This is a genomic window from Sinisalibacter aestuarii, assembly GCF_027923545.1.
GTDB classification, from domain to species: domain Bacteria; phylum Pseudomonadota; class Alphaproteobacteria; order Rhodobacterales; family Rhodobacteraceae; genus Sinisalibacter; species Sinisalibacter aestuarii.
Genome location: NZ_BROH01000006.1, coordinates 183939 through 205005, shown reverse-complemented (window position 1 = coordinate 205005; position 21067 = coordinate 183939). Strand labels below are relative to the sequence as shown.

The 21067-nt window shown below is 62.8% G+C and carries 35 protein-coding genes; 27 read left to right on the top strand and 8 right to left on the bottom strand.

Annotation, left to right across the window (positions count from 1 at the left end; genetic code table 11):
- Positions 1 to 11: 11 nt before the first annotated feature.
- The 7 genes from rpsG (at position 12) to QMG28_RS11960 (ending at position 5927) form a co-directional block, all read left to right on the top strand.
- Entirely contained in the window at positions 12 to 482 is a 471-nt protein-coding gene (gene rpsG, locus QMG28_RS11990) for a 30S ribosomal protein S7 (protein ID WP_281842543.1), read from the top strand.
- A gap of 21 nt (positions 483 to 503) precedes the next feature.
- Positions 504 to 2627 carry an elongation factor G gene (fusA, locus tag QMG28_RS11985; protein WP_281842542.1) on the top strand — a complete coding sequence of 708 codons (2124 nt, stop codon included), beginning with the start codon at positions 504 to 506 and terminating at the stop codon, positions 2625 to 2627.
- Between the two features lie 84 nt (positions 2628 to 2711).
- A complete protein-coding gene (tuf, locus tag QMG28_RS11980) occupies positions 2712 to 3887 on the top strand; it encodes an elongation factor Tu (protein ID WP_281842541.1) in 1176 nt (391 codons plus the stop codon).
- A gap of 64 nt (positions 3888 to 3951) precedes the next feature.
- Positions 3952 to 4266 carry a 30S ribosomal protein S10 gene (gene rpsJ, locus QMG28_RS11975; protein WP_281842540.1) on the top strand — a complete coding sequence of 105 codons (315 nt, stop codon included), beginning with the start codon at positions 3952 to 3954 and terminating at the stop codon, positions 4264 to 4266.
- A 13-nt stretch (positions 4267 to 4279) separates the two neighbouring features.
- Positions 4280 to 5020, top strand: coding sequence for a 50S ribosomal protein L3 (gene rplC, locus QMG28_RS11970; RefSeq protein ID WP_281842539.1), 741 nt, complete (start codon positions 4280 to 4282; stop codon positions 5018 to 5020).
- Positions 5017 to 5634 (top strand): 50S ribosomal protein L4, encoded by a 618-nt coding sequence (gene rplD, locus QMG28_RS11965; RefSeq protein WP_281842538.1) that lies wholly within the window; start codon positions 5017 to 5019, stop codon positions 5632 to 5634. The genes rplC and rplD overlap by 4 nt, the downstream gene beginning before the upstream one ends.
- Positions 5631 to 5927, top strand: a complete 297-nt coding sequence (locus tag QMG28_RS11960; protein ID WP_281842537.1) for a 50S ribosomal protein L23 — start codon at positions 5631 to 5633, stop codon at positions 5925 to 5927. The genes rplD and QMG28_RS11960 overlap by 4 nt, the downstream gene beginning before the upstream one ends.
- 70 nt (positions 5928 to 5997) lie before the next feature.
- Here QMG28_RS11960 and QMG28_RS11955 read toward each other — a convergent pair whose 3' ends face one another.
- From QMG28_RS11955 to QMG28_RS11945, 3 genes are read right to left on the bottom strand one after another with little or no spacing between them, the layout of a single operon-like run.
- Positions 5998 to 6414, bottom strand: a complete 417-nt coding sequence (locus QMG28_RS11955; protein ID WP_281842536.1) for an SRPBCC family protein — start codon at positions 6412 to 6414, stop codon at positions 5998 to 6000.
- On the bottom strand, positions 6411 to 6929 hold the full coding sequence (locus QMG28_RS11950; protein ID WP_281842535.1) for an SRPBCC family protein: 519 nt from the start codon (positions 6927 to 6929) through the stop codon (positions 6411 to 6413). The genes QMG28_RS11955 and QMG28_RS11950 overlap by 4 nt, the downstream gene beginning before the upstream one ends.
- Positions 6919 to 7263: an ArsR/SmtB family transcription factor gene (locus QMG28_RS11945; RefSeq protein WP_281842534.1), complete on the bottom strand. Its 345-nt coding sequence runs from the start codon at positions 7261 to 7263 to the stop codon at positions 6919 to 6921. Before QMG28_RS11945 ends, QMG28_RS11950 begins: the two co-directional genes overlap by 11 nt.
- A 144-nt stretch (positions 7264 to 7407) precedes the next feature.
- Here QMG28_RS11945 and QMG28_RS11940 point away from each other — a divergent pair, with 144 nt between their 5' ends.
- Positions 7408 to 7758: a DUF2200 domain-containing protein gene (locus QMG28_RS11940; protein ID WP_281842533.1), complete on the top strand. Its 351-nt coding sequence runs from the start codon at positions 7408 to 7410 to the stop codon at positions 7756 to 7758.
- An 89-nt stretch (positions 7759 to 7847) separates the two neighbouring features.
- On the opposite strand, the gene QMG28_RS11935 is transcribed toward QMG28_RS11940, so the two are convergent.
- Together QMG28_RS11935 and QMG28_RS11930 are read right to left on the bottom strand one after the other, a co-directional pair.
- A complete protein-coding gene (locus QMG28_RS11935) occupies positions 7848 to 8150 on the bottom strand; it encodes a hypothetical protein (RefSeq protein ID WP_281842532.1) in 303 nt (100 codons plus the stop codon).
- 17 nt (positions 8151 to 8167) lie between these two features.
- Positions 8168 to 8443 (bottom strand): DUF1488 family protein, encoded by a 276-nt coding sequence (locus tag QMG28_RS11930; RefSeq protein WP_281842531.1) that lies wholly within the window; start codon positions 8441 to 8443, stop codon positions 8168 to 8170.
- A 238-nt stretch (positions 8444 to 8681) separates the two neighbouring features.
- On the opposite strand from QMG28_RS11930, the gene rplB reads away from it, so the two are divergent.
- The 7 genes from rplB to QMG28_RS11895 all read left to right on the top strand — a co-directional run bounded on the left by rplB (position 8682) and on the right by QMG28_RS11895 (position 12983).
- Complete coding sequence (rplB, locus tag QMG28_RS11925) at positions 8682 to 9524, top strand: 50S ribosomal protein L2 (protein WP_281842530.1); 843 nt, start codon at positions 8682 to 8684, stop codon at positions 9522 to 9524.
- A 2-nt stretch (positions 9525 to 9526) separates the two neighbouring features.
- Positions 9527 to 9805: a 30S ribosomal protein S19 gene (gene rpsS, locus QMG28_RS11920; RefSeq protein ID WP_281842529.1), complete on the top strand. Its 279-nt coding sequence runs from the start codon at positions 9527 to 9529 to the stop codon at positions 9803 to 9805.
- A gap of 3 nt (positions 9806 to 9808) precedes the next feature.
- Entirely contained in the window at positions 9809 to 10189 is a 381-nt protein-coding gene (gene rplV, locus QMG28_RS11915; protein WP_281842528.1) for a 50S ribosomal protein L22, read from the top strand.
- Positions 10189 to 10899, top strand: a complete 711-nt coding sequence (gene rpsC, locus QMG28_RS11910; RefSeq protein ID WP_281842527.1) for a 30S ribosomal protein S3 — start codon at positions 10189 to 10191, stop codon at positions 10897 to 10899. The genes rplV and rpsC overlap by 1 nt, the downstream gene beginning before the upstream one ends.
- A 12-nt stretch (positions 10900 to 10911) precedes the next feature.
- Positions 10912 to 11325 carry a 50S ribosomal protein L16 gene (rplP, locus tag QMG28_RS11905; protein ID WP_281842526.1) on the top strand — a complete coding sequence of 138 codons (414 nt, stop codon included), beginning with the start codon at positions 10912 to 10914 and terminating at the stop codon, positions 11323 to 11325.
- A 139-nt stretch (positions 11326 to 11464) separates the two neighbouring features.
- Positions 11465 to 12475: a prenyltransferase/squalene oxidase repeat-containing protein gene (locus QMG28_RS11900; RefSeq protein ID WP_281842525.1), complete on the top strand. Its 1011-nt coding sequence runs from the start codon at positions 11465 to 11467 to the stop codon at positions 12473 to 12475.
- 154 nt (positions 12476 to 12629) lie between these two features.
- Complete coding sequence (locus tag QMG28_RS11895; RefSeq protein ID WP_281842524.1) at positions 12630 to 12983, top strand: ArsR/SmtB family transcription factor; 354 nt, start codon at positions 12630 to 12632, stop codon at positions 12981 to 12983.
- A 12-nt stretch (positions 12984 to 12995) separates the two neighbouring features.
- On the opposite strand, the gene QMG28_RS11890 is transcribed toward QMG28_RS11895, so the two are convergent.
- Complete coding sequence (locus tag QMG28_RS11890) at positions 12996 to 13619, bottom strand: TIGR02466 family protein (RefSeq protein ID WP_281842523.1); 624 nt, start codon at positions 13617 to 13619, stop codon at positions 12996 to 12998.
- A 130-nt stretch (positions 13620 to 13749) separates the two neighbouring features.
- Here QMG28_RS11890 and QMG28_RS11885 point away from each other — a divergent pair, with 130 nt between their 5' ends.
- Entirely contained in the window at positions 13750 to 14631 is an 882-nt protein-coding gene (locus tag QMG28_RS11885) for an alpha/beta hydrolase family protein (RefSeq protein WP_281842522.1), read from the top strand.
- Between the two features lie 64 nt (positions 14632 to 14695).
- Here QMG28_RS11885 and QMG28_RS11880 read toward each other — a convergent pair whose 3' ends face one another.
- Positions 14696 to 15247 carry a peptidoglycan-binding domain-containing protein gene (locus tag QMG28_RS11880; protein ID WP_281842521.1) on the bottom strand — a complete coding sequence of 184 codons (552 nt, stop codon included), beginning with the start codon at positions 15245 to 15247 and terminating at the stop codon, positions 14696 to 14698.
- A gap of 303 nt (positions 15248 to 15550) precedes the next feature.
- On the opposite strand from QMG28_RS11880, the gene rpmC reads away from it, so the two are divergent.
- The 11 genes from rpmC (at position 15551) to rpmD (ending at position 19902) form a co-directional block, all read left to right on the top strand.
- Positions 15551 to 15757 (top strand): 50S ribosomal protein L29, encoded by a 207-nt coding sequence (gene rpmC, locus QMG28_RS11875; protein WP_281842520.1) that lies wholly within the window; start codon positions 15551 to 15553, stop codon positions 15755 to 15757.
- A gap of 12 nt (positions 15758 to 15769) precedes the next feature.
- On the top strand, positions 15770 to 16000 hold the full coding sequence (rpsQ, locus tag QMG28_RS11870) for a 30S ribosomal protein S17 (RefSeq protein ID WP_281842519.1): 231 nt from the start codon (positions 15770 to 15772) through the stop codon (positions 15998 to 16000).
- 66 nt (positions 16001 to 16066) lie between these two features.
- Positions 16067 to 16435, top strand: coding sequence for a 50S ribosomal protein L14 (rplN, locus tag QMG28_RS11865; protein ID WP_011567679.1), 369 nt, complete (start codon positions 16067 to 16069; stop codon positions 16433 to 16435).
- On the top strand, positions 16435 to 16740 hold the full coding sequence (gene rplX, locus QMG28_RS11860) for a 50S ribosomal protein L24 (RefSeq protein WP_281842518.1): 306 nt from the start codon (positions 16435 to 16437) through the stop codon (positions 16738 to 16740). The genes rplN and rplX overlap by 1 nt, the downstream gene beginning before the upstream one ends.
- Positions 16740 to 17303, top strand: a complete 564-nt coding sequence (rplE, locus tag QMG28_RS11855; protein WP_281842517.1) for a 50S ribosomal protein L5 — start codon at positions 16740 to 16742, stop codon at positions 17301 to 17303. The genes rplX and rplE overlap by 1 nt, the downstream gene beginning before the upstream one ends.
- 19 nt (positions 17304 to 17322) lie before the next feature.
- Positions 17323 to 17628, top strand: a complete 306-nt coding sequence (gene rpsN, locus QMG28_RS11850) for a 30S ribosomal protein S14 (RefSeq protein ID WP_281842516.1) — start codon at positions 17323 to 17325, stop codon at positions 17626 to 17628.
- Positions 17629 to 17640: 12 nt separating this feature from the next.
- Complete coding sequence (gene rpsH, locus QMG28_RS11845) at positions 17641 to 18033, top strand: 30S ribosomal protein S8 (RefSeq protein WP_281842515.1); 393 nt, start codon at positions 17641 to 17643, stop codon at positions 18031 to 18033.
- 12 nt (positions 18034 to 18045) lie between these two features.
- Positions 18046 to 18579 (top strand): 50S ribosomal protein L6, encoded by a 534-nt coding sequence (rplF, locus tag QMG28_RS11840; protein WP_281842514.1) that lies wholly within the window; start codon positions 18046 to 18048, stop codon positions 18577 to 18579.
- A gap of 11 nt (positions 18580 to 18590) precedes the next feature.
- Entirely contained in the window at positions 18591 to 18950 is a 360-nt protein-coding gene (gene rplR / locus QMG28_RS11835; protein ID WP_281842513.1) for a 50S ribosomal protein L18, read from the top strand.
- A gap of 185 nt (positions 18951 to 19135) precedes the next feature.
- The gene (gene rpsE, locus QMG28_RS11830; protein ID WP_281842512.1) at positions 19136 to 19702 is read left to right on the top strand and encodes a 30S ribosomal protein S5; all 567 of its coding nucleotides are present in this window, start codon (positions 19136 to 19138) and stop codon (positions 19700 to 19702) included.
- Between the two features lie 11 nt (positions 19703 to 19713).
- On the top strand, positions 19714 to 19902 hold the full coding sequence (gene rpmD / locus QMG28_RS11825) for a 50S ribosomal protein L30 (protein ID WP_281842511.1): 189 nt from the start codon (positions 19714 to 19716) through the stop codon (positions 19900 to 19902).
- Between the two features lie 160 nt (positions 19903 to 20062).
- Here rpmD and QMG28_RS11820 read toward each other — a convergent pair whose 3' ends face one another.
- Entirely contained in the window at positions 20063 to 20911 is an 849-nt protein-coding gene (locus QMG28_RS11820) for a MurR/RpiR family transcriptional regulator (RefSeq protein WP_281842510.1), read from the bottom strand.
- Positions 20912 to 21067: the final 156 nt, after the last annotated feature.

The following is a 21067-nucleotide window of genomic DNA, read 5'->3' as shown; positions in this document are numbered from 1 at the left end:
GGAGATAGGGAATGTCCCGTCGTCACGCCGCCGAGAAGCGCGAAGTCCTGCCCGACGCCAAATATGGTGATCGGGTTCTGACCAAGTTCATGAACAACCTGATGATCGACGGCAAAAAGTCGGTCGCGGAAAAAATCGTCTACAACGCGCTCGACCGCGTCGAAGACAAGGTGAAGCGCGCGCCGGTGGAAATCTTCCACGAAGCGCTCGACAACATCAAACCCTCGGTCGAGGTCCGCTCGCGCCGTGTCGGTGGTGCCACCTACCAGGTTCCGGTCGAAGTGCGCCCCGAGCGCCGCGAAGCGCTGGCGATCCGCTGGCTGATCAATGCCTGCCGCGCCCGCAACGAGAACACGATGGAAGAACGCCTCGCCGGCGAGCTGCTCGATGCCGTCAACGGCCGCGGCTCGGCCGTGAAGAAGCGCGAAGACACCCACAAGATGGCCGACGCGAACAAAGCGTTCAGCCACTACCGCTGGTAATCCCGAAAAGGCCCCGATCCAATGGCACGCGAATACCCTCTTGAACGTTACCGTAACTTCGGCATCATGGCGCATATCGACGCCGGTAAGACGACGATGACCGAGCGGATCCTGTTCTACACGGGCAAGAACCACAAAATCGGTGAAACCCACGACGGCGCTTCCACCATGGACTGGATGGAGCAGGAGGCCGAGCGCGGCATCACCATCACCTCGGCGGCTACGACGACCTTCTGGCAGCGCCAGGAGGATCCGACTCCGGAAGGGACGTCGGAGACCAAGACCCGGTTCAACATCATCGACACGCCCGGCCACGTCGACTTCACCATCGAGGTAGAGCGTTCGCTCGCGGTTCTCGACGGTGCCGTTGCGCTGCTTGACGGCAATGCCGGCGTCGAACCGCAGACCGAGACGGTGTGGCGTCAGGCCGACCGCTACAAGGTTCCGCGTCTCGTTTTCGTCAACAAGATGGACAAGATCGGCGCCGATTTCTTCAAATGTGTCGAGATGGTCAAAGACCGTACCGGTGGCACTCCGTGCCCGATCGCGCTGCCGATCGGAGCCGAGGACACCCTGGAAGGCATCATCGACCTGATCAAGATGGAGGAATGGGTCTGGGTCGGCGAAGACCTGGGCGCTTCCTGGGAGCGTCGCCCGATCCGTGCCGAGCTTCAGGACTTGGCCGACGAATGGCGCGCCAACATGGTCGAGCTGGCTGTCGAGATGGACGATGACGCGATGGAAGCCTATCTCGAAGGCAATGAGCCTGACGAGGCGACCCTGCGCGCGCTCATCCGGAAGGGCACTCTGTCGCTCTCCTTCTTCCCGATGCTGGCCGGCTCGGCGTTCAAGAACAAGGGCGTGCAGCCGCTGCTGAACGCGGTGGTCGATTTCCTGCCGGGACCGAAAGACGTTCCGACGCTGATGGGCTTCTCGCCGGACGACGAGACCGAAGAGCGCAACATCCCGCGTTCGGCTGCGGACGACGAACCGTTCTCGGCTCTTGCGTTCAAGATTATGAACGACCCGTTCGTAGGTTCGCTCACCTTCACCCGGATCTACTCGGGCATGGTGAAGAAGGGCAGCGGCATCATGAATTCGACCAAAGGCAAGCGTGAGCGTGTGGGTCGGATGATGATCATGCACGCGATCGAGCGGCAAGAGATCGAAGAAGCCTTCGCCGGCGACATCATCGCGCTGGCGGGTCTGAAGGAAACCACCACCGGCGACACGCTTTGCGACGTCAACAAGCCGGTGGTGCTGGAGACCATGACCTTTCCCGATCCGGTGATCGAAATCGCCGTCGAGCCGAAGACGAAGGCCGACCAGGAGAAGATGGCGCAGGCGCTGCAGCGTCTCGCGGCCGAAGACCCGTCCTTCCGCGTCGAGACCGACATCGAGTCGGGCCAGACCATCATGAAGGGCATGGGCGAACTTCACCTCGACATCCTCGTCGACCGCATGAAGCGCGAGTTCAAGGTCGAAGCCAATATCGGTGCGCCGCAGGTGGCTTACCGAGAGACCATCGGTCACTCGATCGAGCACACCTATACCCACAAGAAGCAGTCGGGTGGTTCGGGCCAGTACGCCGAGGTGAAGCTGGAGATCCAGCCGACCGAGCCGGGCGAGGGGTACTCGTTCGAAAGCCGCATCGTCGGTGGCGCGGTGCCGAAGGAATACATCCCCGGCGTCGAGAAGGGCATCAAGTCGGTCATGGATTCCGGTCCGCTCGCCGGCTTCCCGGTGATCGACTTCAAGGTCGCGCTGGTCGACGGCAAGTTCCACGACGTCGACTCGTCGGTTCTGGCCTTCGAAATCGCCGCCCGGATGTGCATGCGTGAAGGTCTCAAAAAGGCCGGTGCGAAGCTGCTTGAGCCGATGATGAAGGTCGAGGTGATCACGCCGGAAGAATATACCGGCAACATCATCGGCGACCTGACGTCGCGCCGTGGCCAGGTGTCGGGTCAGGAAGCCCGCGGCAATGCGGTGGCGATCAACGCCTTCGTGCCGCTGGCCAACATGTTCGGCTACATCAACACGCTGCGTTCGATGTCGTCGGGCCGTGCCCAGTTCACGATGCAGTTCGACCACTACGAGCCGGTTCCGCAGAACATCTCGGACGAGATCCAGGCGAAATACGCATAAGCAGCGGTGCGCCATGAAGGCGCACCCTACACACACCCGTAGGGTGCGCATATATGCGCACCGCCCAGACAAAGGAAAGACAAGATGGCCAAGGAAAAGTTTGCACGTAACAAACCGCACGTGAACATCGGCACGATCGGTCACGTTGACCACGGGAAGACGACGCTGACGGCGGCGATCACGAAGTATTTTGGCGAGTTCAAGGACTACGACCAGATTGACGGTGCGCCGGAAGAGAAGGCGCGCGGGATCACGATTTCGACGGCGCATGTGGAATACGAGACGGAGAACCGTCACTACGCGCATGTCGACTGCCCCGGCCACGCGGACTATGTGAAGAACATGATCACGGGTGCGGCGCAGATGGATGGCGGGATCATCGTTGTGTCGGCCGCCGATGGCCCGATGCCGCAGACCCGCGAGCACATCCTGCTTGGCCGTCAGGTCGGCATCCCGGCGCTGGTTGTCTACATGAACAAGGTCGACCAGGTTGACGACGAAGAGCTGCTTGAGCTGGTCGAGATGGAAATCCGCGAGCTTCTGAACGAGTACGATTACCCGGGCGACGATATTCCGGTTGTGAAGGGCTCGGCGCTTGCGGCGCTGGAAGGGCGCGACCCGGAGATCGGCGAGAACTCGATCCGCGAGCTGATGGCTGCGGTCGACGAGTATATCCCGACGCCGGAGCGGGCTGTTGACCAGCCGTTCCTGATGCCGATCGAAGACGTGTTCTCGATCTCGGGCCGCGGCACGGTTGTGACCGGCCGTGTGGAGCGTGGCGTGATCAATGTCGGCGACGAGGTTGAGATCGTGGGGATCAAGGACACGCAGAAATCGACCTGCACGGGCGTCGAGATGTTCCGCAAGCTGCTGGATCGCGGTGAAGCGGGCGACAATATCGGCGCGCTTCTGCGCGGGATCGACCGCGACGAGGTCGAGCGCGGCCAGGTTCTGTGCAAGCCGGGTTCGGTGACGCCGCATACGAAGTTCGAATGCGAGGTCTACATCCTGACGAAGGAAGAGGGTGGCCGTCACACGCCGTTCTTTGCGAACTACCGTCCGCAATTCTACTTCCGCACGACGGACGTGACCGGCACGGTGACGCTGCCGTCTGGCACCGAGATGGTGATGCCGGGCGACAACCTGAAGTTCGAGGCCGAGCTGATCGCGCCGATCGCGATGGAAGAGGGCCTGCGCTTCGCCATCCGCGAAGGCGGCCGTACCGTCGGCTCCGGCGTCGTCTCGAAAATCGTCGAGTAATCAACTGTTCGACGTGGGCCGGGGGCCAGTCTCCCGGTTCCACCTCTCAACGAAAGGAAGACCAATGGCGCTTCAAGGCCAAAACATTCGCATCCGCCTCAAGGCGTTCGATTACCGCGTGCTGGATGCCAGCACCGCGGAAATCGTGAATACCGCCAAGCGGACGGGTGCCCAGGTGCGCGGTCCTATCCCGCTGCCGAACAAGATCGAGAAGTTCACGGTTCTGCGTGGGCCCCATATCGACAAGAAATCCCGCGATCAGTTCGAGATCCGCACCCATAAGCGGCTGCTCGACATCGTGGACCCGACCCCGCAGACGGTGGACGCGCTGATGAAGCTCGACCTCGCCGCCGGCGTCGACGTGCAGATTTCGGTCTGAGGAGGGTAGAACCATGCGTTCTGGTATTCTCGCTAAGAAGGTGGGCATGACCCGCCTGTTCATGGATGACGGGAAGCAGATTCCCGTGACCGTCCTTCAGCTCGAAGGTCTTCAGGTCGTGTCGCAGCGCACCGCCGAGAAAGACGGCTACACCGCCGTTCAGCTCGGTGCCGGTGCCGCCAAGGCGAAGCGCACCTCGAAAGCCATGCGCGGCCATTTCGCCGCCGCCAAGGTCGAGCCCAAGCGCAAGCTCGTGGAGTTCCGCGTGAGCCCGGAGAACCTGATCGAAGTCGGCGAGGAAATCTCTGCCGAGCACTTCGTCGAGGGGCAAAAGGTCGACGTGTCCGGCACCTCGATCGGCAAGGGCTTCGCCGGTGCCATGAAGCGGCACAATTTTGGCGGTCTGCGCGCCTCGCACGGCGTGTCGATCTCGCACCGCTCGCACGGCTCGACCGGCCAGTGTCAGGACCCGGGCCGCGTGTTCAAGGGCAAGAAGATGGCCGGCCATATGGGCGCCGCGCGCATCACCACCCAGAACCTGGAAGTGGTGCGCACCGATGCCGAGCGTGGGCTTGTCTTCATCAAGGGCGCCGTGCCCGGCTCGAAAGGCGGCTGGGTCACCGTGAAGGACGCCGTGAAGAAGAAACTGCCGGACGGTGTGCCGTTCCCGGCGGCCCTGAAATCGGCTGCTGCTGCGGCTCCGGTGGTTGAAGACGCCCCGGCCGAGGCCCCCGAAGGAGGCGCTGAAGAATGAAACTCGACGTGATCAAACTGGACGGCGGCAAGGCCGGCTCGGTGGATCTGGATGACGCGCTGTTCGGCCTTGAGCCGCGTGCCGATATCCTGCACCGCGTGGTCCGCTGGCAGCGTGCGCGCATGCAGGCCGGCACCCACAAGGTCAAGACCCGCTCGGAAACCAGCTACTCGACCAAGAAGATCTATCGCCAGAAAGGCACCGGCGGCGCCCGCCACGGTGACCGCAACGCACCGATCTTCCGCAAGGGTGGCATCTACAAGGGGCCGACCCCGCGCAGCCATGCCCATGACCTGCCGAAGAAGTTCCGCAAGCTCGGCCTCAAGCACGCCCTCTCGGCGAAGCTGAAAGCCGGTGAGCTGGTGGTGATCGAGGCGGCCGAGTCGGAAGGCAAGACCGCGGCTCTGGCCAAGCAGGTGAAAAACCTGGGCTGGAAGCGCGTGCTGATCATCGACGGCGCCGAGGTGAACGAAAACTTCGCCCTGGCCGCGCGCAACATCGACGGGCTCGACGTGCTGCCCTCGATGGGCGCCAACGTCTATGACATCCTCAAGCGTGACACTCTGGTGATCACGAAGGCGGGTGTCGAAGCTCTGGAGGCCCGACTGAAATGACCGACAAGGCGAAACTCTACGACGTGATCCGCAAGCCGATCATCACCGAAAAGGCCACCATGGCCTCGGAGAACGGCGCGGTGGTCTTCGAAGTGGCCCCCGAGGCCAACAAGACGATCATCAAGGAAGCGGTCGAAACCCTGTTCGGCGTCAAGGTGAAGGCGGTCAACACCACCATCACCAAAGGCAAGGTCAAGCGCTTCCGCGGCCAGCTCGGCAAGCGGAAAGACGTGAAGAAAGCCTATGTGACGCTGGAAGAAGGCAACACGATCGACGTGACCACCGGCCTCTGAGCCGCTCTGGCAGAGACAAGGAAAAGCCCCCGCCAATGCGGGGGCTTTTTTGTTGCGGCTGCGGCTGTGGTCAGGCCGTTTCGGTGTGTTTCTTGAAATTGTTCAGGATCGCCTGCCAGCCATCGCGCTGCATCTCGACCGGATTTTGCGCCTCCGCTTCGAAGATCGTCGCCACCCTGGTGCCCGCGCCCGCCGGCTCGAAGCTGGTGGTCACCGTCCGGCCGTCTTCCATCGTATAGCTCAGCTTTTCCTGCTCCGAGACCTCGGTATAGGTGGCCTCGAAGTCGAACCCGAAGCTGCCATCCTTCGCTTCCATCCGCGCGGCGTATCTGCCGCCGACGCGCACATCGTTTGAGGCGGTCGGGCAGCACCAGTCGTCTGCGGCGAAGTTCCACTGGGTGATGTGCGCCGGGTCGGTGTAGCAGCGCCAGACCTTGTCGAGGGGCGCGTCGATGGTGGCGTCGATGGCGATGGTCTGGCCGGTCATTGGGCCGATCCTTTGCTGTCGAGGGTGGCAAGAAGGGCGTCGAGGTTTTCGAGCGCCGAGGCGAGGCCAGCTTCCATCCCCATGTCGATGACCTTCTGAAGATCTTCTGCCGAGGCATATTGCACTGTGGTCGAGACCAGGGTGCCGATCTCGGCGTCCTCGAAGGTGACATCCCAGTCGGCGGAGGGCATGTCGGGGTTCGGCGTGCCGGTCTCGTCGGTGAAACTGTCGACCGAGCTGTAGCGGTCGACCGGCTCGATGGCGCGATAATCCATCCGGCCCCAGTAATGCGTGCCTTCCGGATCGACCATCGCGTAGTGCCAGTAGCCGCCCTCGCTGAAATCCATATGCGTGGTTTTTGTGACGAGCGGTGTTGGCGCGAACCATTTCTCGAGCAGTTCGGACTTCGTGTAGCAATCCCAGACCAGCGCCCGCCCCGCCGCGAATTCGCGCCGGATGCGCAGGGTATGGGTGGTCGTGTCGGTCAGGAACCGGAATTTCAGATCAGGTTTCATCGTTCTTTCCTCCAAGGGCGACCAGCAGGTCGTCGAGTTGTTTGTAGCGGGCCTGCCAAAAGATGCGCTGGTCTTCGAACCAGCTCTCGGCGGCCGAAAGGGTGGCTGGCTGGATCCGGCAGATCCGGGTCCGGCCGGTCTTGGTCGAGGTGATCAGCCCGGCGGCCTCCAGCACGCCCAGATGCTTCATGAAGGCAGGCAGGCCCATGTCGAACGGCGATGCCAGCTCGCTCACCGAGGCTTCGCCCCGGACGAGCCGCTGCACCACCGCCCGGCGGGTGGGTTCGCCGAGGGCGTGGAAGATGGCGTCGAGTTCTGTTTGTTGGTTTCCCATGTGGTGAAGTATTGGGTGAGTCGGATAGTTCTGTCAATGGTGAAGTATTGGAGGGGCGGGGGCAGGCGGGGCGCTTCGCGCGCGGGGGCTGTTCTGCGCCGCGCGGTGGGCTATCATCGCAGGCAGCCAATGGAGGGCCGGACCATGACGAAGCACCGGATATTCACGATGAGCTTTGCCAGCGTCTATCCGCATTACGTGAACAAGGCCGAGCGCAAGGGGCGCAGCAAGGCGGAGCTGGACGAGATCATCCACTGGCTGACGGGCTATGACGAGGCCGGGCTGGCGGCAGTGCTGGACGATGGCCGCGATTTCGAGACCTTCTTCGCAGACGCGCCGCAGATGAACCCGGCGCGGGCGCTGATCAAGGGCGTGGTCTGCGGCGTGCGGGTGGAGGAGATCGAAGAGCCGCTGATGCAGGAGATCCGCTACCTCGACAAGCTGGTGGACGAGTTGGCGAAGGGCAAGGCGATGGCGAAGATCCTGAGGGGGTAGGGTGCGCATTCATGCGCACCGCTTGTCCGAACCGAATTGGTGCGCATGAATGCGCACCCTACTGCGTTCTAATGACGCTGCCGGATCGTCTAGTCGTAACAATACATTGGAGGACATAGGCTCGATCCCCCTTCGAAACCAATCGCTGATAGCAGGGCAATCAAGGCCAACACTAAACCAAACAAGACAAGAGCCACGATTCCTTTGTCCAAGGTCTCAAGTCGCGCCTTGCGTTTCACGTAGGCCCGATTGTCTTTCTGCCAACTTCGAAAACGAGATAGCTCATCGGTAGACAATGCCTTCTCCCATGCTGAAAGCGGTGTTTCCGCAGGGTGATCAGGGACTCCTTTTGGCCAGTAAGGTGGCGCCTTCGGTTCTTTCAAAAACCACATTCAATCCCTCCCAACGATTACTCACCCAAGGCATCGCCCTGTTTGATAATGACGGTTGGAAGCCCATCCACAACAACCGGATTTTCCGGCAAGCATTGCTCAGCCCTCCGAAGAATATCCTCCTCAAACTCCTGAAATATTTCCAGCCATTCTCTATTGCCGGGTTGCTGATAGTCATCCACAAGCGCGAGTGCCGAAATCGCACAAAGATATTCACATCCAAAAATTGTCGCACGGAAATGTAGCCTTTGATTGCCGAAGTTCTTCCATGGTCCTTCGGAGATTTCGGCCATTTTTTTGAACTCCCTCAAATTCAAAGCCCGGGCGAGTGTCGCAATTCTCTCCAATACGGTCAACGCGAAGGGAAGAGCGAGGGGTGCGTGTGAATGCGCACCCTACGGCACTTGCCAGCACCCCCAACCCCCGCTATACCGCGCGGGTTACACGGCCCCGGATTCGCTCCGGGGCCTGTGACATTTGTTGAATCCCCGGACCCGTCAGGGTCCACCAAGCTAACGGAAGACAGAAAGCATGGCACTCAAGTCGTATAAACCGACGACGCCGGGCCAGCGTGGGCTGGTGCTGATCGACCGTTCGGAGCTTTGGAAAGGGCGTCCCGTGAAGGCTCTCACCGAGGGTCTCACCAAGAAGGGCGGCCGGAACAACACCGGACGGATTACCCAACGTCGTCGTGGCGGTGGCGCGAAGCGTCTCTACCGCATCGTTGATTTCAAGCGGAACAAGTTCGACGTTCCCGCCAAGGTGGCCCGGATCGAATACGACCCGAACCGCACCGCCTTCATCGCCCTCATCGCCTATGAAGACGGCGAGCAGGCCTACATCATCGCGCCGCAGCGTCTCGCCGTCGGCGATACGGTGATCGCCTCCGCCAAGGCCGACATCAAGCCGGGCAACGCGATGCCGTTCTCGGGCATGCCGATCGGCACGATCGTGCACAATGTCGAGATGAAGCCGGGCAAGGGCGGCCAGATCGCGCGCGCCGCGGGCACCTACGCCCAGTTCGTCGGCCGCGATGGCGGCTACGCCCAGATCCGTCTGAGCTCGGGCGAGCTGCGCATGGTGCGCCAGGAATGCATGGCCACCGTCGGCGCGGTGTCGAACCCCGACAACTCGAACCAGAACCTCGGTAAAGCCGGCCGCAACCGCCATTACGGCAAGCGCCCGTCGGTCCGTGGTGTCGTCATGAACCCGATCGACCACCCGCATGGCGGTGGTGAGGGCCGCACCTCGGGTGGCCGTCACCCGGTGACCCCCTGGGGCAAGCCGACGAAGGGTGCCCGCACCCGCAACAAGAACAAGGCGTCGTCGAAGCTCATCATCCGTAGCCGCCACGCCAAGAAGAAGGGTCGGTAATCATGTCGCGCTCTGTCTGGAAAGGGCCTTTTGTCGACTCCTACGTCCTCAAGAAGGCCGAAAAATCCCGCGAGTCGGGCCGCAACGAAGTGATCAAGATCTGGTCGCGCCGGTCCACCATTCTGCCCCAGTTCGTGGGCCTCACCTTCGGTGTCTACAACGGCCAGAAACATATCCCGGTGCTCGTCACCGAAGAGATGATCGGCCAGAAGTTCGGTGAATACTCGCCGACGCGGACCTATTACGGTCACGCCGCCGACAAGAAAGCGAAAAGGAAGTAAGCCATGGGCAAGGATAAAAATCCCCGCCGCGTGGCGGACAACGAGGCGATGGCGAAGCTGCGCATGCTGCGCACCAGCCCGCAGAAGCTGAACCTTGTGGCCGCCCTGATCCGCGGCAAGAAGGTCGACAAAGCTCTGAACGACCTCACCTTCTCGAAAAAGCGCATCGCTCAGGACGTGAAGAAATGCCTTCAGTCCGCGATCGCGAATGCCGAGAACAACCACAACCTCGACGTCGACGAGCTCGTCGTGGCCGAGGCCTTCGTGGGCAAGAACCTGGTGATGAAGCGCGGCCGTCCGCGGGCGCGTGGCCGTTACGGCCGCGTCAACAAGCCGTTCTCGGAACTCACCATCAAGGTGCGTCAAGTTGAGGAGCAAGCCTAATGGGTCAGAAAGTCAATCCGATCGGCATGCGCCTCCAGGTCAACCGCACCTGGGACAGCCGCTGGTATGCCGATACCAAGGACTACGGCGATCTTCTTCTGGAAGACCTGAAAATCCGTGAGTTCATCAAGGAAGAGGCCAAGCAGGCCGGCGTCAGCAAGGTGATCATCGAGCGCCCGCACAAGAAGTGCCGGGTGACGATCCACACCGCGCGCCCCGGCGTGATCATCGGCAAGAAAGGCGCCGACATCGAGGTGCTTCGCAAGAAGATCGCCAAGATGACGGATTCGGAACTGCACCTCAACATCGTCGAGGTCCGCAAGCCCGAGCTTGACGCCCAGCTGGTGGCCGAGAGCATCGCTCAGCAGCTCGAGCGTCGTGTGTCGTTCCGCCGCGCGATGAAGCGGGCGGCGCAGAACGCGATGCGCATGGGTGCCCTCGGCATCCGGGTGAACGTGGCCGGCCGTCTCGGCGGCGCCGAGATCGCCCGCACCGAGTGGACCCGTGAGGGCCGCGTGCCGCTGCACACCCTGCGTGCCGATATCGACTATGCGCTCGCCGAGGCCAAAACGGCTTACGGCATCATCGGGATCAAGGTCTGGATCTACAAAGGCGAGATCCTTGAACATGACCCGTCGGCGCATGATCGCAAGCTCCAGGAACTCCAGGAAGGCCCGGCGCCGCGTGGCGCCATGGGCGGCCGCCGGTAAGGAGAGCACAGAATGCTGCAACCGAAGCGCACTAAATTCCGCAAGATGCACAAGGGCCGGATCAAGGGCCAGGCAAAGGGCGGGTCTGACCTGACCTTTGGCACCTACGGCCTCAAAGCCCTCCAGCCCGAGCGTATCACGGCGCGTCAGATCGAGGCGGCCCGCCGCGCGATGACCCGCCAGATGAAACGTCAGGGCCGTGTCTGGATCCGTATCTTCCCCGACACCCCGGTGTCGTCGAAGCCGACGGAAGTCCGGATGGGTAAAGGCAAGGGCTCGGTCGATTACTGGGCCGCCAAGGTAAAACCCGGCCGCATCATGTTCGAGATCGACGGTGTCGAGGAAGACGTGGCGCGCGAAGCGCTCCGCCTCGCCGCGATGAAGCTGCCGATCAAGACCCGGACCGTGGTCCGCGAAGACTGGTAATCGGGCACCGGGCATCCCGGACCGACGAAGAGACAGGAAGGGCGGGGATTTCCCCGCCCTTTTCCTTTTGGCTCGGGCGCATTGTCCGGGCAGTCGCGCCGGCGTAAACTTGTGGCGACCTCACCGGGGAGGTACGGTCATGCCGCCGCAATTCGCCTTAGACCCCGCCATTCTCGACTGGCTTCTCGAAGCCGGGAACCCTGCTCTGCGTGCCGGCGCCCTGTCCCGTCTTCTCGACCGCCCTGCCGATGACCCGGAGCTGACGGCGGCCCGGGCCGCGATCAATACCACGCCGCCGGTCTCGACGATCCTTGAGGCGATGGAGCCGGGGGGCCATTGGCGCGCGGAAAAAAGCTTCTACACCGGCAAATATGCCTCGACGGTCTGGACCTTGCTGGTGCTCGCCGAGCTTGGGGCCGATGGGCGCGACCCGCGCATTCAGGCGGCCTGCGATTTCATCCTGAGCCACAGCCAGCACCGCGACAGCGGCGGGTTTTCGATGGCCGGCACGGCACCTAACGGCGGGCGGGCGAGCGGGGTGATCCCCTGCCTCACCGGCAACATGCTCTGGGCGCTGGTCAGGTTCGGGCGCGGCGGCGACCCACGGGTGCGGGCCGGCATTGACTGGGTCACCCGCATTCAGCGCTTTGACGATGGCGATGGTGCACCGCAGGGCTGGCCCTACGATGGGTTCGAGATGTGCTGGGGGCGCCATACCTGCCATATGGGCGTGGTGAAAACCCTCAAGGCGCTGGCCGAGATCCCGCAGGCCGAGCGTTCCGCTCCGATGCGCGAAACCATTGGAAAGGCGGTGGAATTTCTGCTCATCCACCACATTTTCAAACGAAGCCATGATCTTGCGAAAGTGTCGAAGCCGGGGTGGAAGAAGTTCGGCTTTCCGCTGATGTACCAGACCGATGCGCTGGAAATCCTGAATCTGCTGCTCGATCTTGGCGTGGACGATTCCCGCATGGCGGAAGCCGTCGCGCTGGTGCGGGGCAAGCAGGGCGAGGATGGGCGCTGGCGGATGGAAAACACTTATTCGACGCTGGTGGCCATCGAGGAAAAGGGGGCGCCGAGCAAGTGGATCACGCTGCATGCGCTTCATGCGTTGAAACGGGCGCATGGGTTGGGCCGCATGGCGGCATGACCGGCGTGCGTCGAAACGAGGCCCTTGCGGCCCCGACAATAATCTGACTAAAATAATCAGATATGCAGATGCTGGCGAGCCAGACCCTCCCCCTCACCGGGGCCGGTCAAGCGAGAGACCCGCGACAGGCAATTGGATCGTGTGAGGACATCCGATGGACACGCTGGTGAAAGACGCCCCCGATCCCGAACCGGCGACGGGCGGCACCCTGGCTCCCTACGCCTTCGAGGCATCGACCCTGCTCAAAGTGCTGGGCCATGAAGGGCGGCTGATGGTGCTGAGCCATCTCAAGGACGGACCGAAAACCGTGGGCGAGCTGCAGGCGCTGATGGGCGCGGCACAGCCGGTGATCTCAAGCCACCTCGCCCGGCTGCGTTACGAGGGGCTGGTGAGTTTCGACAAGGACGGCAAGACGAGCATCTATGCGCTCACCGACGACAAGGCCCGTCTGATCCTTGAGATGATCGGCTCGGTGTTCTGCGACGGGTTGCGCGATCACCAGCGGTGAGGGCACGCCCGCTCACACCCACTTGTAATTGAAGCTCACCGAAATCCGCTCTTCGTCATCCGCAAGGTTCAGCGGCACTTCGTGGCGCAGCCAGCTTTCCCACAGAAACACCTCGCCCGGCTCCGGCTTCATATAGACGAACATCCGCAGATCCTCGCGCGCATCCTTCCGGCGCGGCGGCGCGGCCATCATCCGGCCCGAGCGCGGATCTTCCAGCTTCAGCGCCGAAGCGCCCTCAGGGAGCGACACATAGGTGGTGCCCGAGATCACCGAATGCGGGTGGATGTGGCTGGAATGCGTGCCGCCTTCGGGCAGGATGTTGATCCAGAGATCCTCCAGTTCCAGCTTGCCGCCGCCCAGATCCCATTCCAGCGTATCGGCAAAGGCGGCGACGTGCTTGTCGAGCGCCTTTTTGACAGCGGCGAAAACCGGCGAGCGCCAGGGCAGATCGGCAAGCGAGGCGTAGGACGTGTAGCCCGGATAATCGTTCTCCTCAGACCAGCGCTGCCCGGCCTCGTCATCCTCGGCGATGGCAAGGCATTCTGCCTCAAGCTCGGCGGTGTCGACGGCGGGGCCGTGCTCCGACAGGCGGGCGCGGTAGAACGGGGTTACGAAGAGGTTTCTGATTTCAGCCATGCCCGCCTCATAGCGCAAGGCGCGGGGCAGGGCGAGAGGGCTTTGCGCCGCGCCTGCGCGATTCAATTTGCCCGCTGCCCGGGTCGCGATTAGCCTTTCGGGTATTTTCAACACGGGAGACATTGTGACCATGCGGACCCTTACGATTTCGACGATTGCGCTTTGTGCGCTGGCCGCGCCGGCCCTGGCGCAAGGGATGGAAGAGGTGGTGACTATCGAGTCGCCCGCCGGGCCGTTCATCGGCACGCTGGAATTGCCCGGCGGCGATCCGGCCCCCGCCGTGCTTCTGCTGCACGGTTTCACCGGCTCGCGTGACGAACTGCCGACCGATGCCGTGCCGGAGGGCATCTTCGCCCGCACGGCGGAACGGCTCGCGGCGGCTGGCTATGCGAGCCTGCGGATCGACTTTCGCGGCTCGGGCGAGAGCACGTCGGACCTCACTTATGCCGATACCACCTTTGACGGGCAGGTTGCCGATGCACTTGCCGCCCTCAGCTACCTCGCGGGCTCGCCGGAGGTGGCCGGAGACGATCTGTTCGTGATCGGCTGGAGCCAGGGCGGGCTGGTCGCCACCGCCACTGCCGGGCGGTCGGACCTGCCCGACGCCGTGGCGCTCTGGGCGGCGGTGGCTGACCCGATGCAGACCTATGGCGATCTGCTTGGCGCCGAGGCGATGGCGGCGGGCCTTGCCGCAGAAGACGATGCCGCCATCACCGCCGCATTGCCCTGGGGCGCGGATGTGACCCTGAAGGCGGGCTTTTTCGACGGGATCGAGAGCTTCGACCCCAGAGCCGAGATCGCCAGCTATTCCGGCCCGCTGCTTGTTGCCCAGGGCAGCCTCGATACCACTGTGCTGCCTGCTTCGGCGGACATGCTGATCGGGGCGCATGAGGGTCCGGAAACGCTCTGGACCGCCGAGATGGATCACTCGTTCAACGCATTCGTCGACGACAAGACGCTGGAAGAGATGATCGCGGCCACCATCGAGTTCTTCGACGCCAACGCTGACTGACCGGACGGCGCGCAACAAAATGCCCCCGCCGGTTTCGGCGGGGGCATTCGCATGTGGCGGGTGTTCAGCGTTTGAACCAGCCGGTGACCTTTGACCAGATCGAGGTTTCTTCGAGCTGGTCTTCGCCCTCGGAGCCTTCAACCACTTCGGCGCCCTTGATCTCGGGCAGCGGCTCGCTTTCGAAATGGGCTTCGTCCGGCTTCACCTCGGCGCGCTTCACCGTTTCCTCGGTGACCTCCTCGAACGAGTTGAGCTTTGCCAGCGTCTTCGGCCCGGCGATCCCGTCCGCCGCCAGCCCGTTGGCCTCCTGGAACGCCTTCACCGCCTTCTCGGTGCCCGGTCCGAAGATGCCGTCAGCGCCGATGCCGAGGCCCTCCTGCAACCGTTTCACGGCGTCTCCGCGCGAGCCGCGACGCAGCAGCACCAGCTCATAGAGCCCCATCGCGGTAAAGGTGTCGGGCCCGGCGATGCCATCCACGGCAAGCCCATTGGCTTTCTGAAAATCCTTTACGGCCTTCTCGGTGCCGGGGCCAAAATCGCCATCCGCCGTGATCCCGAGCCGTTCCTGCAAACGTTTCACCGGGGCCCCCTTGAGCCCCCGCTTCAGAATAGACATGTGGTTTTCCTTCCTGACTATGCACCTGCCGGGCAAATCCGGCATGGGTCGAGGCTGGCACCATCCCCGGCACCGGGCAAGGGGACAATCCTTGCGAAATACCCCCTCGACGCCGCGGCAGCACGGTTTCTCAGCCGGGCGTCGGGCGATGCATGCAAAACCCGACCCAAAGGGGTTGCTTTGTTGGGCGATCGGGCGTATTGCGCAGCCTTCACACGAACTCCATCGGATTCGGCGTGACCTGTCGCCTTGCGAAAGGCGGCGCAAAGGGCGCCCCGGTGATGTTGAGAAAGGAATAGGCGGATGAACGCCAAGGAACTGCGTGACAAGTCGGCAGACCAGCTCAAGGAGCAGCTGGCCGACCTGAAGAAAGAGAGCTTCAACCTGCGTTTCCAGCAAGCCACCGGCGCGCTGGAAAATTCCGCCCGCGTGCGCAAGGTGCGCCGTGACGCGGCCCGGGTGATGACCATCCTCAATGAAAAAGCCGCGGCTGCGGCCGGCAACGAGTAAGGAGCCTGAACGATGCCCAAACGTATCCTGAACGGCACCGTCACCTCGGACGCCAACGCCCAGACCGTCACCGTGCTGGTGGAACGCCGCTTCAAGCACCCGCTGCTGAAGAAAACCGTCCGTTCGACCAAGAAGTACCGGGCTCACGACGAGAACAACACGTTCAAAGTCGGCGACTCCGTGCGCATCCAGGAATGCGCCCCGAAGTCGAAAACCAAGCGCTGGGAAGTGATCACCGCCTGATAGGCCGTCACTTCCCGGTTTGATCGAAACCCTGGGGGCGTGCCCCCAAAGGTCAGGAGAAACCACATGATCCAGATGCAGACCAATCTGGATGTCGCTGACAACTCCGGCGCTCGCCGGGTGCAGTGCATCAAGGTTCTGGGTGGTTCCAAGCGTAAATACGCCTCCGTCGGCGACATCATCGTCGTCTCGGTGAAGGAAGCCATCCCGCGCGGCCGCGTGAAGAAGGGCGACGTGCGCAAAGCCGTCGTCGTGCGCACCGCCAAGGAAGTCCGTCGCGAAGACGGCACCGCGATCCGCTTCGATCGCAACGCCGCCGTCATCCTCAACAACAACAACGAACCGATCGGCACCCGTATCTTCGGGCCGGTGGTGCGTGAGCTGCGTGCGAAGAACTTCATGAAGATCATCTCGCTCGCGCCGGAGGTGCTGTGATGGCTGCGAAACTGAAAAAGGGCGACAAGGTCGTCGTGCTCGCGGGCAAGGACAAGGGCAAGCAGGGTGAAATCACCCAGGTGATGCCGAAAGCCGGCAAAGCGGTGGTCGATGGCATCAACATGGCCGTCCGTCACACCCGCCAGACCCAGACCTCGCAAGGCGGCCGGCTTCCGAAGGCGATGCCGATTGACCTTTCGAACCTGGCCCTTCTCGACAAGAACGGCAAAGCGACCCGCGTCGGCTTCCGCATGGACGGCGACAAGAAGGTGCGCTTCGCCAAGACCACGGGGGACGTGATCTGATGCTCGACGCTGCGACCTATACCCCGCGTCTCAAGACGCTCTACAAGACCGAGATCCGCGCCGCTCTGAAGGAAGAGTTTTCCTACAAGAACGACATGCAGATCCCGCGTCTCGACAAGATCGTGCTGAATATCGGCTGCGGCACCGAGGCCGTGAAGGATTCCAAGAAGGCCAAATCGGCCCAGGAAGACCTGACGACGATCGCCGGCCAGCAGGCCGTGATCACCAAGGCCAAGAAGTCGATCGCGACGTTCCGCGTCCGGGAAGACATGCCGCTCGGCGCCAAGGTGACCCTGCGCGGCGACCGGATGTACGAATTCCTCGACCGCCTGATCACCATCGCGATGCCGCGCGTGCGCGACTTCCGCGGCGTGCCCGGCACCTCGTTCGATGGCCGTGGCAACTACGCCATGGGCCTCAAAGAGCACATCGTCTTCCCCGAGATCGACTTCGACAAGGTCGACGAGGTCTGGGGCATGGATATCGTGATCACGACCACCGCGCCGACCGACGCGGAAGCCAAGGCGCTGTTGAAAGCTTTCAACATGCCGTTCAACAGCTGAGCCTCGGAGGACAACAGATATGGCTAAGAAATCCATGATTGCCCGCGAGGCCAAGCGCCAGAAGCTTGTGGAGCAATACGCTTCGCGGCGCGCTGCCCTCAAGGAAGTCATCAGCGACCAGGAGCGCCCGATGGAAGAGCGTTTCCGGGCTTCGCTGAAACTGGCGAAACTGCCGCGCAACAGCTCGGCCACGCGGCTGCACAACCGCTGCCAGCTCACCGGGCGTCCGCACGCCTATTACCGCAAACTCAAGGTCAGCCGGATTGCGCTGCGCGAGCTTGGCTCGCACGGCCAGATCCCGGGCCTCGTGAAATCGAGCTGGTAAGGAGAGACGACGATGAACGATCCTATCGGCGATATGCTCACCCGCATCCGCAACGCTCAGATGCGCGGCAAGTCCACCGTGTCCACCCCGGCTTCCAAGCTGCGGGCCTGGGTGCTGGACGTGCTCGCGGACGAGGGCTACATCCGCGGCTACGAGTCCGGGACCGACGTGAACGGTCACCCGACCCTTGAAATCTCGCTCAAGTACTTCGACGGCACCCCGGTCATTCGCGAACTCAAGCGCGTCTCGAAGCCCGGCCGCCGCGTCTACATGGGCGCCAAGGAGATCCCGCAGGTCCGTCAGGGCCTTGGTGTCTCGATTGTCTCCACGCCGAAGGGCGTGATGTCGGACGCAAACGCTCGCAGCCAGAATGTTGGCGGCGAAGTGATTTGCACCGTGTTCTAAGGAGGTCTGGCAATGTCTCGTATTGGTAAGAAACCGGTCGAGCTGCCCTCGGGTGTGACTGCATCCGTCTCGGGCCAGACCATCGAAGTGAAGGGGCCGAAAGGCACCCGCAGCTTCACCGCGACCGACGATGTGACGCTCACTGTCGACGATGGCGCGGTGAAGATCGAGCCGCGCGGCAAGTCCAAGCGCGCCCGCCAGCAATGGGGCATGTCGCGCACGCAGGTGCAAAACTGCGTCACCGGCGTGACCGAGGGCTTCAAGAAAGAGCTTGAGATCAACGGCGTGGGCTACCGTGCCCAGATGCAAGGCAACGTGCTGAAGCTGAACCTCGGCTACAGCCACGAGGTGAACTTCGAAGCGCCCCAGGGCGTGACCGTCACCGCGCCGAAGCAGACCGAAATCGTTGTGGAAGGTATCGACCAGCAGCTTGTGGGCCAGGTCGCGGCGAATATCCGCGAATGGCGTGCCCCGGAGCCCTATAAGGGCAAGGGCATCAAGTACAAGGACGAGTACATCTTCCGCAAGGAAGGCAAGAAGAAGTAAGGACCGGACAGATGGCAAACAGCAAACGGACACTGTTCCTCAAGCGCCGCCTGCGCGTTCGGAACAAACTTCGCAAAACGAATGTCGGCAAGGTGCGCCTCTCGGTGCATCGTTCCAACAAGAACATCAGCGCTCAGCTGATCGACGATGTGAACGGCGTGACCCTCGCCTCGGCCTCCTCGCTGGAGAAGGATCTGGGCGTGACCGGCAAGAACAACGTCGACGCCGCCGCCAAGGTGGGTGCCGCGCTGGCCGAACGTGCGAAGAAAGCCAAGGTCGAGGAATGCTACTTCGACCGTGGCGGCTTCCTGTTCCACGGCAAGGTGAAGGCTCTGGCCGACGCCGCCCGTGAAGGTGGCCTGAAGTTCTGATGTGGGGGTGCGCCTGAAGGCGCACCCTGCACCGGACCCGTAGGGTGTGCCTTCAGGCGCACCGATACACCAAGCGAGGAGGGCGACGACCGCCCTCCCGATGATCCGGGCCCGCGTGCACAGCACGCTCGCACCATGGATCGAGTATGACCGGCGCGAGCGCGCCACCATGAAAGGACTGCTCAATGGCAGAACGTGAAAACCGCCGGGGTCCGCGCCGCGACCGTGAGGAAGCCGCCCCGGAATTTGCCGATCGTCTGGTTGCGATCAACCGTGTTTCGAAAACCGTGAAGGGTGGTAAGCGCTTCGGCTTCGCCGCGCTCGTCGTCGTCGGCGACCAGAAAGGCCGCGTCGGCTTCGGCAAGGGCAAGGCCAAGGAAGTGCCCGAGGCGATCCGCAAGGCCACCGAGCAGGCCAAGCGCCAGATGGTGCGTATCCCGCTCAAGGAAGGCCGCACCCTGCACCACGATATCGAAGGCCGCCATGGCGCTGGCCGTGTGGTCATGCGCACCGCGCCGGAAGGCACCGGGATCATCGCCGGTGGTCCGATGCGCGCCGTCTTCGAGATGCTCGGCGTGAAAGACGTCGTCTCGAAGTCGATCGGTTCGCAGAACCCCTACAACATGATCCGCGCCACGCTTGACGGTCTGGCGAAAGAGGCCTCGCCCCGTTCGGTGGCGCAGCGCCGCGGCAAGAAGGTCGCCGATATCCTCGGTAGTCCTGCGCAGGCCGAAACCGAAGCGGCTGAGTAAGGAGACAGGACATGGCGAAAACCATCGTTGTAAAGCAGATCGGCTCCCCGATCCGCCGCCCGGCCATCCAGCGCCAGACGCTGATCGGCCTCGGGCTCAACAAGATGCACAAGACGCGCGAGCTTGAAGACACCCCCGCGATCCGCGGCATGGTGGCGAAGATCCCGCATCTCGTGGAGATCATCGAAGAGCGCGGCTAAACGCCGACGCGCGTCGGTGTTTTTCGCGGGCACGTGCCAGCGAGACACCAGAGTATTGGAACGCCCCGGTTGCAAAGCCGGGGCGTTCTTTCGTCGAAACCCGGCTGTCAGCCTGCCTGCCGCGGTGCGAGCGCCGCCTGCCGTCGCATTCCGCCTGCGGTTACGATTTCAGGCCCGTCACCGCTTCCTCCGCCGCATGGATCAGCGCGTTGGCCTCCGGCTTGCGTTGCAGGAGCAGGATGAACAGCAGGTCGGTCATCGTCAGTTGCGCATCGCGCGAGGTGATGGCCGAGGAGCGGGGGCGTTCCTCGTCGGCGACGGTATGGAGCTGCACGTCGGCCATCGAGGCCAGCCGGTTGGGCTGCACGCCGGTCACCGAGATCAGCGTGCTGCCATGCGCCTTCGCCGTTCGGGCCACATGCAGGGTTTCGAGGCTGGCGCCGGATTGCGACAGGGCGATCATCACATCGTCCGGCCCGAGCGTGGCCGCATTGGCCACCTGCACGTGGCTGTCGGCCTCGTAGATCACGAACAGCCCCAGCTTTTGCAGCTTGTAGGCGAGGTCGCGCGCCACCAGCGAGGCCGCGCCGACGCCGACAAGCTGCACGCGCCGGGCGTTCCGGATCATCTCGATGGCCCGGCCGATGGCGGTTTCGGTGTTGACCGAAATCGTCTGCTGCATCGCGTGTAGTTTGCTGCCAATCAGCTTTTGCACCGTGGTTGTGTAGCTGTCCGTGGCGTCGATGCTGCCGTGGATCACGCCCGTGGGCACCTCCCAGCTCTGCGCCATCGCCTGGCTGACGGCGAGCTTGAAATCCTGATAACCGGAAAACCCGAGCTTCTGGCAGAACTTGACCACGCTCGACTGGCTGCGCCCGGTCGCCTCGGCAAGATTGGCTGAGGAAAGCTGGATCGTCCGGTCGGGCGCATCGAGGACGAATTGCGCGATTTCGCGTTCGCCCTCGGTGAAGGTGCCGAGTTTGGCCTTCAGAATGGTCAGAACCGACATGCTGGCCCGGTCTCCCCTGTCTGCGCCGGGGCGGGTTGGCTCCGGCATCGCATGGTCAATGGCTTTAGCATCTTTCGCTGTGAAACCCAGCGCGCCCGTGGAATGAATAAACAATTCCAGATACCCGTTGACAATGGGAATTTTCAATTCAATGCT